Origin of the sequence: Variovorax sp. NFACC27, assembly GCF_048301545.1 — a bacterium.
Lineage (GTDB): Bacteria > Pseudomonadota > Gammaproteobacteria > Burkholderiales > Burkholderiaceae_C > Variovorax > Variovorax gossypii.
Window position 1 is genome coordinate 5,101,091 of record NZ_CP157613.1, and the last position, 13,152, is coordinate 5,114,242.

Genomic DNA, 13,152 nt, shown 5'->3' on the forward strand with positions numbered 1-13,152 from the left:
CATGCGCATCCACTCTCTTCATTCATCGACGCGCTGGCGCCTTGCGGCCGGCATCGCACTGGCCGCCACGCTGCTGGCCGCCTGCGGCCCGCAGACCGCCCCGCCCGCCCCGCCGCCGCCCGAGGTCGGCGTGATCGCCGTGCAGCCGCGCGACGTGCCGCTGGTCAAGGACATGGTCGGCCGGCTCTCGCCCTTTCTGAGCGCCAACGTCACCGCCCGCGTGTCGGGCGTGCTGCAGCGGCGCACCTACGTGGAAGGCGCCAATGTCAGGCAGGGGCAGGTGCTCTTCGAGATCGACCCCGGTTTCTACCGCGCGCAGCTGGAGAACGCGCTGGCCGTGCTGGCGCAGGACCAGGCCACGCTGGCCAACGCGCGCGTGACCGCCGCGCGCAACAGGCAGCTGCTGCCCGTTGGCTCGGTCTCGCAGCAGACCGTGGACAACTCCGACGCCGCCGAACGCAGCGCCGCCGCCAGGGTTCGCGCCGACGAGGCGGCCGTGGCCACCGCGCGGCTCAACCTCGGCTACACCAAGGTCACTTCGCCCATCGACGGCATCGCCGGCCAGCAGCAGCTCACGGTGGGCGCGGTGGTGGGCAACGGCACCAGCGACGGCGGTGCCAACGGCACGCTGCTGGCCACCGTGCAGCAGATCGATCCGCTCTACGTCAACTTCACGGTGAGCGCCGACGAGCTGATGGCGCTGCGGCAGGCTCAGGCGCAGGGCCGCGTTTCGCTCGCGCAGCAGAACCGGGTGCAGGTGAAGGTCAGGCTGCCCAACGGCGCGCCGTACGAGCACCCGGGCACGCTCGACTTCACGGCCGCGGTGGTGAACGCGGCCACCGGCGCGGTCAACCTGCGCGCGCGGCTGCCCAATCCGCAGCAGGCGCTGTTGCCAGGCCTTTACGTCACGCTCTCGGCCGAACTCGGCGAGCAGAAGCAGGTGTTCCTGGTTCCGCAGCGCGCGATCCTGCGCGACACGGCCGGCGCCTACGCGCTGGTGGTCGGGCCCGACGCGAAGGTGCTGCGCAAGAACGTGCAGGCCGGCACGGCGCGCGGCAGCGACTGGATCGTCACGAGCGGCCTCGCCGCCGGCGACCGCGTGATCGTGAGCGGCCTGCAGGGCGCGGCGCCCGGCAGGGAGGTCAAGGCTTCGGACTGGCAGCCGCCGCCACCGGCACCCGTGCCCGTGAACGTGCCCGCTCCGGCCGCACCGGCATCCGCCCCCGCTCGCTGAAGGACCGCCCGCATGCCGAAGTTCTTCATCGACCGCCCGGTCTTCGCCTGGGTCGTCGCCATCCTGATCTCGCTGGTCGGCGCCATCGCCGTGAGCCGGCTTGGCATCGCCTCGTACCCCAACGTCGCGCCGCCGCAGATCACGGTGACAGCCACCTATCCCGGCGCCAGCGCCGAGACGATGGAAACCACCGTCACGCAGGTGATCGAGCAGCAGCTCATCGGCCTGGACAACCTGCTGTACTTCAGCTCCACCTCGCGAGCCAACGGCACCGCCACCATCACGCTGAGCTTCGCCACCGGCACCAACCCCGACACCGCCGCGGTGCAGGTGCAGAACAAGGTGCAGCTGGCACAGCCGCTGCTGCCCTCGCAGGTTACGCAGCAGGGCGTGGTGGTGGCCAAGGCGAGCCCGGACATCCTGATGTTCATGCAGCTCATCTCGGACGATCCGACGATCGACTCCGGCCGGCTCAACGACATCATCGCCTCGCGCATCCTGCCGGTGATCGCGCGCATCGACGGCGTGGGCAGCACCATCACGCCGGGCTCCGAATACGCGATGCGGCTGTGGCTCAACCCCGACAAGCTCCAGGCCTACGGCCTCTCCGCCAGCCAGGTGCTCACCGCGGTGCAGGCGCAGAACGCGCAGTTCGGCGCCGGCTCGCTCGGCGCCGATCCGGCAGCGCCGGGACAGGAGGTGACCGCCACCGCGGCCGCCGACACCCTCTTCACCTCGCCCCAGCAGTTCCGCGACATCATCCTGCGCGCCAACAACGACGGCACCGTGGTGCGCCTGTCCGACGTGGCGCGGGTCGAGTTCGGCCCCCAGACCTACGGCCAGCGCGCCCTGCTCGACGGCAAGCCGGCGGGCGGCCTGGGCATCAACCTCGCACCGGGCGCCAACGCGCTGCAGGTGGGCGAGACCATCAAGAAGCAGATGGACCTGCTGGTGCGCGACCTCCCCGGCGTGCGCTGGACGGTGGCCTACGACACCACGCCCTTCATCACCGCATCGATCACCGAGGTGGTGAAGACGCTGTTCGAGGCGATCGTGCTGGTGTTCCTAGTGATGCTGGTGTTCCTGCAGAACCTGCGCGCCACGCTGATCCCCACGCTGGTGATTCCGGTGGCGCTGCTGGGCACCTTCGCCGGCATGCAGCTGCTGGGCTTCTCGCTCAACCAGCTGACGCTGTTCGGCATGGTGCTGGCCATCGGCATCGTGGTGGACGACGCCATCGTGGTGATCGAGAACGTCGAACGGCTCATGACCGAGGAAGGACTGGAGCCCCGGGAGGCCACGCGCAAGAGCATGGGGCAGATCACCGGCGCCATCGTGGCGATCACGGTGGTGCTCACCGCCGTGTTCGTGCCTTCCGCGCTGCAGCCCGGGGCCACCGGCATCATCTACGCGCAGTTCGCCTTCACCATCGCGCTGTCGATGGCCTGCTCGGCCTTCCTGGCGATGACCTTCACGCCCGCGCTGTGCGCCACGCTGCTCAAGCCCACCGACCACGCGCGCAAGAACGCCCTCTTCCGCGGCTTCGACCGCCTCTTCGACTGGGTGGCGCGCACCTACAACGGCCACGTGGGCTGGGCGCTGCGCCACGCGCCGCGCTGGATGCTGGCCTTCGTGCTGGTCACGGTGCTCACGGGCTTTCTCTACGCGCGCATGCCCACCGGCTTCGTGCCGGGCGAGGACCAGGGCTCGGTGCTGGTGTCGGTCACGCTGCCGCCCGGCGCCACGCTGGAGCGCAACGACCGCGTGATGGCGGAGATCCGCGAGCGCATCCTGAAAAGCCCGGTGGGCGCGAGCGTCGATGCGATCTTCCAGGCACAGGGCTTCGGCTTTGCAGGCAACGCGGAGAACGCCGGCACGGTCTTCGTCAAGCTCAAGCCGTGGGAGCAGCGAAGCAAGACCGCGATGGAGCTCATTCCCGAGATCACCCGCGCGCTGCGCGGCCTGCCCGACGCGCAGGCCATCGCGTTCAACCAGCCGGCCATCCGCGGCCTGAGCCAGCTCGGCGGCATCGACATGTTCCTGCAGGCGCGCGCGGGCCAGTCGCGCGCCGAACTGGCACAGGCCTCGCGCACGCTGGTGGAAAAGGCCGGCCAGAACCCGACGTTGTCGGGCATCCGGCCCAACGTGCTGCCTGACGCGCCGCAGTGGCAGATCGCGGTCGACCGCGCCCAGGCCTATGCGCTCGGGCTGACGCTGACGGACGTCTACAACGGCGTCGCGATGCTGCTGGCCCCCACCAACGTCAACCAGTTCCGCTACGACGGCCGCATCAAGCGCGTGTACATGCAGGCCGACGCGCCCTTCCGCATGGGCCCCGAGGCGCTCGACCGCGTGTACACGCCGAGCACGCTGGCGGGCAGCGCCGGCGCGATGGTGCCGCTGTCGAGCGTGGTGAAGGCCCAGTGGGGCACCGGGCCGATCGCGCTGCAGCGCTTCAACGGCAACGCGGCGGTGCAGATCGTCGGCAACCCGGCGCCCGGCACGTCCACCGGGCAGGCGATGGCCACGCTGCAGGACATCGTGCGCAACGAACTGCCGCCGGGCTTCGGCTACGACTGGAACGGCCTGTCCTACCAGGAGCAGCAGGCCGGCAACTCGGCCACGCTGCTGCTGGTGCTGTCGGTGGTAGTAGTGTTCCTGTGCCTGGCCGCGCTGTACGAGAGCTGGTCGATTCCGGTGGCGGTGCTGCTGGTGGTGCCGCTGGGCATGCTGGGCGTGATCGCCTTCTGCTGGCTGGCCGGCTTTCCGAACGACGTGTTCTTCAAGATCAGCCTGGTGACGGTGATAGGCCTGGCGGCGAAGAACGCGATCCTGATCGTGGAGTTCGCGGTCGAGGCGCAGCAGCGCGGGCTGACGCTGTACGAATCGGTGCTCGAAGCCGCGCGGCTGCGGCTGCGCCCGATCCTGATGACCTCGCTGGCCTTCATCCTCGGCGTGTTCCCGCTGATCGTCTCCAGCGGCGCGGGCGCGGTCTCGCGGCACGAGATCGGCATGGGCGTGACCGGCGGCATGCTGTTCGCGACCTTCCTCGGGCTGCTGATGATCCCGGTGTTCTACGTGGTGGTGCGGCGCGTGCTGGGCGACAAGCTCGACCAGCCCTCGCGCAAGCTGGCGAAGACAGGGGCCAAGCCGGAAACGGGGTCGATGCCCGACGACGAGGCCGCAGACGGCGTGCGCCCCTAGCCCATGCTCACCAGCTTCCTCAGCGCATCGAGCGACAGCAGCTCGATGCGCCCGTAGCCCAGCGCGACCACGCCTTCGGCCGCCAGCGCGTTGAGCTCCTTCGACAGCGTCTGGCGCGTCACGCCGAGCATCATCGCCAGCGCCTCCTGCGGCAGCTGCAGCTCGTGCCGCAGGTGCACCGACTGCGTGGCGTCGCCGCGCGCCAGCACCAGCAGCCGGTGCGCCACGCGCGCGCGCAGGCTGCGCAGCGTGGCGTCTTCCGCGAGGCCGTAGAGCATGCGCACGCGCGCCGCCAGCATCGCGGCGATGGCGTTGGAGAAAACCACCTCGCGCATCAGCTGCACGAAGGCGGCCGGCGGCACCACCAGCAGGTCGAGCGCTTCCAGCGCGGTGGCGTCGTGGGTACGCGGCGAGCCGTCGATCAGCGTGATCTCGCCGAACCAGTTGCCGGGCTCCAGCACCGCCAGGATGGCCTCGCGGCCGTCCTGCCGCAGCGAGGAGATCTTGATCGTGCCCGCCACCAGCCCGTAGAAGCCGCCGTCCGTGGCGTGGATGGGGTCGCCCTGGCGGAACACCATCGCGCCGCGCCGCACGTGGTGAAGCTCCGCCGCGGCTACCAGCGCCTCGCGCTGGGCGCGCGGCATGCTCATGAACCACGGATTGCCTTCCAGCGCGGCACGGTGCGCGGTGGAAAGGCGCGGTTTCGGGGAGGTGGCCATGAAGGAGGAATGACGAGGGAACGGGGGTTTACCAGAACCCCGCATTGTCAAATTCTTGACAGTTGATGGTCAAGCGCAGGCATACAGTGACCAGTTCCCCACAAGACAAGAACGGAGACTCCGGCGATGAACGCACGCGCAAGTTTCAAGAGCATGCAGGAAAGCACGCGCGAAGACTGGCAGCTGATCGGTGGCGAATTCATGCAGTTCGCGGGCGGCCTGCCCGCGCGCGTGATCAAGCACCTGCAGATCCTCGAGGGCGACTACGGCGGCTTCCCGGTCGACCGCTACACCCACTCGCTGCAGACCGCCACCCGCGCGCTGCGCGACGGCCGCGACGAGGAATACGTGGTGTGCGCGCTGCTGCACGACATCGGCGACACGCTCGGCAGCTTCAACCATCCCGACATCGCCGCGGCCATCCTGAAGCCCTTCGTGAGCGAGGCCAACCACTGGATGGTGCAAAACCACGGCATCTTCCAGGGCCACTACTTCTTCCACCACATCGGCCTGGACCGCGACATGCGCGACAACTTCAAGGGCCACCCGCACTACGAGCGCACGGCCGAGTTCTGCGCGCTCTACGACAACCCCGCCTTCGACCCCAAGGCCGAGACGCTGCCCATCGGCGAATTCGAGCCCATGCTGCGTCGCGTGATGGCGCAGCCGAAGCAGAGCATCTACAAGGCCGCGCTCACCGAGCCCGCGGCCGCCTGACCCCATCCGAGGACCAATCCCATGAACGCCTTCGCCCAACCCGAAATCCAGAAGCTCGTCTCCGCCGAGGAGTGGCAGCTGCGCGTCGACCTCGCCGCCTGCTACCGCCTCGTGGCGCTGCACGGCTGGAGCGACCTCGTCTTCACGCACATCAGCGCGCGCATTCCCGGCCCGGAGCACCACTTCCTGATCAACCCCTACGGCCTGATGTTCGACGAGATCACCGCGTCGAGCCTGGTCAAGGTCGACCAGCAGTGCAACAAGATCATCGACTCGCCCTACCCCGTGAATCCGGCGGGCTTCGTGATCCACAGCGCAGTGCACGCCGCGCGGGAAGACATCCAGTGCGTGCTGCACACCCACACGCGCGCCGGCATCGCCGTGAGCGCGCAGAAGAACGGCGTGCTGCCCATCAGCCAGCAGTCGACCTTCGTGCTGGCCTCGCTGGCGTACCACGACTACGAGGGCGTGGCCTTCCGCGACGACGAGAAGCCGCGCCTGCAGGCCGACATGGGTAATGCGAACTTCCTCATGCTGCGCAACCACGGCCTGTTGACCTGCGGCAAGACCATTGCCGACGCCTTCCTTTCGATGTACACCTTCGAGGCCACCTGCCAGATCCAGATCGCGGCGCAGTCGGGCGGCAGCGAACTCACGCACGTGGACCCGCGCATCGTGGAAGGCGTGGGCCAGGCCATGAAGGTGCAGACCGGCGGCATGGGCGGCCAGTTCGTCTGGCCGTCGCTGATCCGCAAGCTCGACCGCATCGACGACAGCTACAAGCAGTAAGACCTTCGTCGGTCCCGGTTTCCACGGCTGCCAGCGCCTGCGCGACAGGTGCTGGCGGCCATTTTTTTGCCACGCGAACAACAACTACAAAAAAAGAAGAACCAACGAGGAGACAGATCCATGGACAGTACCGTCATCGTCACCCGCTTCCTGTTCGGCGCGCTCGCGCTCGTGATGTTCGGGCTCGGGCTTTCGCTTTCCCTCGCCGACTTCAGGCGCCTCTTCAAGCACCCGAAGGCCGTGACCATCGCGCTCGTGCTGCAGGTCGTCGGCCTGCCGCTGGCGTGCTACGCGATCATCACGGGCTTCGGGCTGTCGCCGGTGTTCGCCATCGGGCTGATGCTGCTCGCGGCCTCGCCCGGCGGCATCTCGGCCAACCTGTTCTCGCACCTGTTCGGCGGCAACGTGGCAATGAACATCTCGCTCACGGCCGTGAACACGCTGCTTTCCATCGTCACGCTGCCGCTCATCGCGAACTGGGCCATCGGCCACTTCGCGCAGGGCGGCCAGGTGGTGCCGCTGCAGACGCGCAAGCTGATGGAGGTGATCGCCATCGTGCTGGTGCCGGTGGCGCTGGGCATGTTCGTGGCGTCGCGCCGGCCGGGCTTCGCGGCGCGCATGGAAAAGCCGACCAAGATCTTCAGCGGCGTGGTGCTCGCGGTGGTGACGGTGCTGGCCATCGCCAACGAGTGGAAGACCATGGCCGACACCTTCGCGCAGATCGGCATTCCAGTGCTGCTGTTCAACCTGCTGAGCCTGCTGGCGGGCTACTACCTCAGCCGCGCCGCCGGGCTCGACAAGCCGCTGGCCACCGCCATCAGCTACGAGATCGGCATCCACAACTCCACGCTGGCGATCTTCATCGCGGCGAGCGTGCTCGGCAGCTTCCCGCTGGCGCTGCCGGCGGCCATCTACTCGGTGGTGATGTACATCACCGCGCCGCTCTTCGGCTGGCTGCTGCTGCGCCGGCCCGCACCGGCGACCGCGCCTGCGCGATGATCGGCGGATGGAACTCCGGCAACTGCGCTACTTCGTCAAGGTCTGCGAGCTTCGCAGCATGGGCCGCGCCGCGGTCGAGCTGGGCGTCGTCACCTCGGCGCTGAGCCAGCAGATCAGCCGGCTCGAGGGCGAGCTCTCCACCCGGCTGCTCAAGCGCAGCTCCAGCGGCGTGGTGCCCACCGATGCCGGCGTGGCCTTTCTCCATCAGGCGCAGCTCGTGCTGCGCCATGCCGACGACGCTGTGCTCGCGGCGCAGCAGGCACGGCTCTCGGGCCACGTGAGCGTGGGCCTGGCGCCCACCACCGCCACGGTGCTCGGCGTACCGCTGATGCGCGCCATGCGCGAGCGCTACCCCGATGTGCGGCTGCACATGGTCGAAGCGCTCTCGGGCCATCTCACGACCATGCTGCAGGCGCGGCAGCTCGACCTGGCCGTGCTGTTCCAGACCGACACCCCGCGACGCTGGAGCGTGACGCCGCTGCTGGCCGAGAAGCTCTTCGTGATCGCATCGCCCACCCTGGCACAGCGCCCCACCGGTGCGCGCGTGCGCCTGTCGCAGTTGGCCGACCTGCCGCTCATCCTGCCCAGCGGCAGCCACGGCCTGCGCGCCACGCTGACTGCCGCCTTCACGCGGGCACGCATCTCGCCGCGCATCGTGGCCGAGGTCGACGGCCTCGCGCTGCTGATGGACGCGGTGCGCGCCGGCCACGGCGCGACCATCCAGCCCGGCGCCGCCACCGCGCGGCACGACCGCGACGATCTGCAACTCACGCAGATCGCCGACGCGCACGTGGGCCGCCGCAACCTGCTCGTGAGCCTGTCGGACGACGAGCTCTCCCCCGCCGCGCTGGCCACGCGCGTGGTGGTGGCCGAGACGGCGCGCGCGCTGGTGCGCGAGGGCCGCTGGGCCGGCGCCAGTCTTCTCGAAACGTGAACACCCGTTGCCCGAACCGGCCTTTCGCCTGAAGGCCGGCTTGCCTAGAGTCTCCTGATTCCAAGGAGACCCACGAGTGATAGACGTACTGGTCGTCGGAGGCGGCAATGCCGCCCTCTGCGCCGCCCTGATGGCCCGCGAGGCAGGCGCCTCGGTGCTGCTGCTCGAAGCCTCGCCCAAGGCATGGCGCGGCGGCAACTCGCAGCACACGCGCAACCTTCGCTGCATGCACGACGCGCCGCAGGACGTGCTGGTCGATGCCTACCCCGAAGAGGAATACTGGCAGGACCTGCTGAAAGTGACCGGCGGCCTCACCGACGAGCACCTCGCGCGCCTGGTGATCCGCGCTTCGTCGAACTGCCGCGACTGGATGCGCAGCCACGGCGTGCACTTCCAGCCCCCGCTGTCGGGCGCGCTGCACGTGGCGCGCACCAACGCCTTCTTCATGGGCGGCGGCAAGGCGCTGGTGAACGCCTATTTCCGCAGCGCCGAGAGGCTCGGCGTGCGGATCCGCTACGACACGCCGGTTGCCTCGGTGGAGCTCGACGGCGACCGCTTCGTCGCCGTGCGAACCGAAGCCGACGAACGCATCGAGGCGAAGAGCTGCGTGCTGGCCGCCGGCGGCTTCGAGTCGAACCGCGAATGGCTGCGCGAGGCATGGGGGCGGAACGAGCGCGGCGAGTGGCCGGCCGACAACTTCCTGATCCGCGGCACGCGCTTCAACCAGGGCGTGCTGCTCAAGCACATGATCGAAGCGGGCGCCGACAGCATCGGCGACCCTTCGCAGGGCCACATGGTGGCCATCGACGCGCGCGCGCCGCTGTACGACGGCGGCATCTGCACGCGCATCGACTGCGTGTCGCTGGGCGTCGTGGTCAACCGCGAGGCGAAGCGCTTCTACGACGAGGGCGAGGACTTCTGGCCCAAGCGCTACGCCATCTGGGGCCGGCTGGTGGCGCAGCAGCCGGGGCAGATCGCGTGGTCGGTCATCGACCAGAAGGCGGTCGGGCGCTTCATGCCGCCGGTGTTTCCCGGCACTCAGGCGGCCACGCTCGGCGAGCTGGCACGCAAGATCGGCCTCGACGAAGCCACCTTCGTGCGCACCGTGGAGGACTACAACGCCGCATGCCGCGTCGGCCGCTTCGACCACACCACGCTGGACGACTGCCGCACCGAAGGCATCGCGCCCGCCAAGACGCACTGGGCGCGCCCCATCGACACCGCGCCCTTCCACGCCTACCCGCTGCGCCCCGGGATCACCTTCACCTACCTCGGGCTGAAGGTGGACGAGACGGCGGCCGTGCGCTTCGGCGGCCGTGCGAGCCCCAACCTCTTCGTGGCCGGCGAGATGATGGCCGGCAACGTGCTGGGCAAGGGCTACACCGCGGGCGTAGGCATGAGCATCGGCACGGCCTTCGGGCGCATCGCAGGCACACAGGCGGCGAAGGCCGCACGGGCTTCCACGAAGAACGACAAGGAGGCCGCGCTTGCAGCAGCTCACTGATCTCGTCGCACGCGCCCGAGCGGATGCCGAGGGCACGCCCGCGCAGCGCGTGATTCCCATCGCCCCCGCGCTGCCGCTGAGCGCCGGCGAAGAAGAAGTCGCGCGCATCCTGCAGATCTGCAACGCCTGCCGCTACTGCGAAGGCTTCTGCGCGGTGTTCCCAGCCATGACCCGCCGGCTCGACTTCGGCAACAAGGCCGACACGCACTACCTTGCCAACCTGTGCCACAACTGCGGCGCCTGCCTGCATGCCTGCCAGTACGCGCCGCCGCACGAGTTCGCGGTGAACGTGCCGCAGGCGATGGTGCAGGTGCGCATGCAGACCTACCACGACTACGCCTGGCCGCCCGCGATGGGCGCGCTGTACCGCAGGGCCGGCCTCACGGTCGCCCTGGCACTGGCGGGCGGACTCGCCCTCTTCCTGGTGCTGGCCGTGGCGATGTCGGGCTCGCTGCTGCACGAGCCGATGGCGGGCAACTTCTACGCGATCTTTCCGCACAACCTGCTCGCGCTGGTGTTCGGCGCGGTGTTCCTCTTCGTGATGTTCGCGTTGGCCATGGGCGTGCGCCGCTTCTGGCGCGATGTATCGCCTTCGCGCGACAACCCGCGCGCCGAAGTGGCAGGCGTGCGCACATCCGCCGGCGCCGAGGCCGCGCACGACGCGCTGCGCCTGAAGTACCTGGACGGCGGCCACGGCCAAGGCTGCAACAACGAGGACGACCGCTTCACCCTGTGGCGCAGGCGCTTCCATCACTTCACCTTCTACGGCTTCATGCTGTGCTTCGCGTCGACCTGCGTGGCGACGCTCTACCACTACCTGCTCGGCCTTCACGCGCCCTATGCATTCACCAGCCTGCCGGTGCTGCTGGGCACCGCGGGCGGTATCGGCCTCGTGGTGGGCCCCATCGGCCTGCTCTGGCTGAACCTGCGGCGCGACCCGGCGCACGGCGACGCCGCGCAGCGCCCCATGGACCGCGGCTTCATCGCGCTGCTGCTGCTCACCAGCCTCACCGGCCTCGCGCTGCTGGCCTGGCGCGACACCCGCTTCATGGCGTTGCTGCTGGCGGTGCACCTGGGCGTGGTGATGGCGCTTTTTCTCACGCTGCCCTACGGCAAGTTCGCGCACGGCATCTTCCGCTCGGCCGCGCTGCTGAAGTTCGCCATCGAGAAGCGCCTGCCCAGCCGCCTGCAACTCGGCTCCGACTGAACACTCACCCGCGAAGGAAAGACCCATGACACAACCCGGCGTACTCCGGATTCCATCGATGAAGGGGCAATGCTCCGAAGCCGAATGGCAGGCCCGCGTCGACCTCGCCGCCTGCTACCGGCTGGTGGACCTCTACGGCATGTCCGACATGATGGCCAACCACATCTCCTCGCACGTGCCGGGCGAGAAAGGCGCCTTCCTCATCAACCCCTACGGGATGATGTACGAGGAGATCACCGCCTCATGCCTCATCAAGGTGGACCAGGACGGCAACATCCTGTCGAAGCCAGACTTCGGCGAGCTCGACTACGGCATCAACAAGGCCGGCTACGTGATCCACAGCGCCGTGCACGCCGCGCGGCCCGACGTGGCCTGCGTGATCCACACGCACAGCTGGGCGTCGATGGCGGTCTCTTCGCTCGAATGCGGCCTGCTGCCGCTCACGCAGACCGCCATGCGCTTTTTGAAGATCGGTTACCACGACTACCAGGGCGTGGTGCTGAACACCGAGGAGCAGGCCTCGCTGCTGGCCGACCTGGGCGACGGCGAGGCCGTCATCTTCCGCAACCACGGCGCGCTGGTGGTGGGCCGCAGCGTGGGCGAGGCCTTCAACTGGATGCACCGGTTGGAGCTGGCCTGCCGCGCGCAGATCGGCGCGATGTCGTGCAACTCGCCGCTCAAGGCGGTGCCGCAGCACATCCTGGAAGAGACCTGGAACAACTACCAGCCCGGCACCCGCAGGCCCTACGGGCTCATGGAATGGCCGGCGCTGCTGCGCAAGCTCGACCGCATGGACCCGGGCTTCCGCGACTGAGCCTCCCTCCATCCGCTTCAGCCAACTCCCACGAGGACGAACAACAATGACACGAGACAAGCTTTCCTTCCCTTTCATGCGCCGGCTCTTCTGCGCCACGGCACTGCTCGCCACCGCTGCCTGCGCCGCCGCACAGACGGCCTATCCGAACAAGCCCGTGCGCGTGGTCGTGGCCTTCACGGCCGGCGGCACCACCGACATCCTCGCGCGCGCGGTGACGCAGCAGATGTCGGAAAAGCTCGGCCAGCCCTTCGTCATCGACAACAAGCCCGGCGGCGGCGGCAACATCGGCACCGAGTTCGTGGTGCGCGCGCCGGCCGATGGCTACACGCTGATCGTCAACTCTGTCGGCCCCATGGCCGTCAACCAGACGCTCTACAAGAGCCTGCCCTACGACCCGCTCACCGACCTCGTGCCGGTGGTGCAGATCGCCGACGTGCCCAACGTGCTGGTGGTCAACCCTGCCGTGCCCGCAAAGACGCTGGAGGAGTTCATCGCCTACGCCAAGGCCAACCCGGGCAAGCTGAACTACGGCTCGACCGGCATCGGAACTTCGTCGCACCTGTCGAGCTACATGCTCGGCAAGCGCGTGGGCGCGGACATGCTGCACGTTCCCTACAAGGGCGCGAACGCGCTCAACGACCTGCTCGCGGGCCGCGTGCAGTTCATGTTCGCCACCATTCCTTCCGTCATCTCGCACATCAAGGCGGGCAAGCTGCGCGCCATCGCGGTGAGCAGCCAGAAGCGCTCGCGTTCGCTGCCGGACGTGCCCACGGTCGCCGAGAAGGGCTTCGCCGACTTCTCCGCCGGCTCGTGGTTCGGCTTCTTCGCGCCCAAGGGCACGCCTGCGCCGGTGATCGCGCTGCTCAACAAGTCGGTGAGCGACGCACTGCCCTCGCTCGAAGCCCAGATGATCCGCGAGGGCGCCGACCCGGTGGGCGGCACGCCCGAGCAGTTCGGCAAGTTCACGCGCCAGGAGTACGAGAAGTGGAAGGCCATCGTGCGCGAATCGGGCGCGACCGCCGAGTGAG

The 13,152-nt window shown here is 68.9% G+C and carries 11 protein-coding genes; 10 read left to right on the top strand and 1 reads right to left on the bottom strand.

Annotated elements, in window-relative coordinates:
* Position 1: 1 nt before the first annotated feature.
* Positions 2-1,234 carry an efflux RND transporter periplasmic adaptor subunit gene (locus tag ABL840_RS23870; RefSeq protein WP_093306125.1) on the top strand — a complete coding sequence of 411 codons (1,233 nt, stop codon included), beginning with the start codon at positions 2-4 and terminating at the stop codon, positions 1,232-1,234.
* A gap of 12 nt (positions 1,235-1,246) precedes the next feature.
* Positions 1,247-4,438, top strand: a complete 3,192-nt coding sequence (locus tag ABL840_RS23875; RefSeq protein WP_093306124.1) for an efflux RND transporter permease subunit — start codon at positions 1,247-1,249, stop codon at positions 4,436-4,438.
* Here the strand turns inward: ABL840_RS23875 and ABL840_RS23880 are convergent.
* Positions 4,435-5,157, bottom strand: coding sequence for a Crp/Fnr family transcriptional regulator (locus tag ABL840_RS23880; RefSeq protein WP_093202886.1), 723 nt, complete (start codon positions 5,155-5,157; stop codon positions 4,435-4,437). The two genes, ABL840_RS23875 and ABL840_RS23880, sit on opposite strands and share 4 nt — an antisense overlap.
* 126 nt (positions 5,158-5,283) lie before the next feature.
* Between ABL840_RS23880 and ABL840_RS23885 the strand changes: the two genes are divergently transcribed.
* The 8 genes from ABL840_RS23885 (at position 5,284) to ABL840_RS23920 (ending at position 13,151) form a co-directional block, all read left to right on the top strand.
* Positions 5,284-5,874: an HD domain-containing protein gene (locus ABL840_RS23885; RefSeq protein ID WP_093202889.1), complete on the top strand. Its 591-nt coding sequence runs from the start codon at positions 5,284-5,286 to the stop codon at positions 5,872-5,874.
* Positions 5,875-5,895: 21 nt separating this feature from the next.
* The gene (locus tag ABL840_RS23890; protein ID WP_093202892.1) at positions 5,896-6,663 is read left to right on the top strand and encodes a class II aldolase/adducin family protein; all 768 of its coding nucleotides are present in this window, start codon (positions 5,896-5,898) and stop codon (positions 6,661-6,663) included.
* Positions 6,664-6,783: 120 nt separating this feature from the next.
* Positions 6,784-7,662, top strand: coding sequence for a bile acid:sodium symporter family protein (locus tag ABL840_RS23895; RefSeq protein ID WP_093306122.1), 879 nt, complete (start codon positions 6,784-6,786; stop codon positions 7,660-7,662).
* A 7-nt stretch (positions 7,663-7,669) separates the two neighbouring features.
* The gene (locus ABL840_RS23900; protein WP_093306120.1) at positions 7,670-8,596 is read left to right on the top strand and encodes a LysR substrate-binding domain-containing protein; all 927 of its coding nucleotides are present in this window, start codon (positions 7,670-7,672) and stop codon (positions 8,594-8,596) included.
* Positions 8,597-8,672: 76 nt separating this feature from the next.
* Positions 8,673-10,100: an FAD-dependent tricarballylate dehydrogenase TcuA gene (tcuA, locus tag ABL840_RS23905; RefSeq protein WP_093306118.1), complete on the top strand. Its 1,428-nt coding sequence runs from the start codon at positions 8,673-8,675 to the stop codon at positions 10,098-10,100.
* A complete protein-coding gene (gene tcuB, locus ABL840_RS23910) occupies positions 10,084-11,307 on the top strand; it encodes a tricarballylate utilization 4Fe-4S protein TcuB (protein WP_093306116.1) in 1,224 nt (407 codons plus the stop codon). Before tcuA ends, tcuB begins: the two co-directional genes overlap by 17 nt.
* Before the next feature lie 25 nt (positions 11,308-11,332).
* On the top strand, positions 11,333-12,121 hold the full coding sequence (locus tag ABL840_RS23915) for a class II aldolase/adducin family protein (protein ID WP_093306114.1): 789 nt from the start codon (positions 11,333-11,335) through the stop codon (positions 12,119-12,121).
* A gap of 46 nt (positions 12,122-12,167) precedes the next feature.
* Entirely contained in the window at positions 12,168-13,151 is a 984-nt protein-coding gene (locus ABL840_RS23920) for a Bug family tripartite tricarboxylate transporter substrate binding protein (RefSeq protein WP_418115988.1), read from the top strand.
* Position 13,152: the final 1 nt, after the last annotated feature.

Coding starts and splice junctions, on each gene's coding strand:
- ABL840_RS23890 (WP_093202892.1), top strand. CDS start 5,896: ATGAACGCCTTCGCCCAACCCGAAATCCAGAAGCTCGTCTCCGCCGAG.
- ABL840_RS23880 (WP_093202886.1), bottom strand. CDS start 5,157: ATGGCCACCTCCCCGAAACCGCGCCTTTCCACCGCGCACCGTGCCGCG.
- ABL840_RS23895 (WP_093306122.1), top strand. CDS start 6,784: ATGGACAGTACCGTCATCGTCACCCGCTTCCTGTTCGGCGCGCTCGCG.
- ABL840_RS23920 (WP_418115988.1), top strand. CDS start 12,168: ATGACACGAGACAAGCTTTCCTTCCCTTTCATGCGCCGGCTCTTCTGC.
- ABL840_RS23885 (WP_093202889.1), top strand. CDS start 5,284: ATGAACGCACGCGCAAGTTTCAAGAGCATGCAGGAAAGCACGCGCGAA.
- ABL840_RS23915 (WP_093306114.1), top strand. CDS start 11,333: ATGACACAACCCGGCGTACTCCGGATTCCATCGATGAAGGGGCAATGC.
- ABL840_RS23900 (WP_093306120.1), top strand. CDS start 7,670: ATGGAACTCCGGCAACTGCGCTACTTCGTCAAGGTCTGCGAGCTTCGC.
- ABL840_RS23870 (WP_093306125.1), top strand. CDS start 2: ATGCGCATCCACTCTCTTCATTCATCGACGCGCTGGCGCCTTGCGGCC.
- ABL840_RS23875 (WP_093306124.1), top strand. CDS start 1,247: ATGCCGAAGTTCTTCATCGACCGCCCGGTCTTCGCCTGGGTCGTCGCC.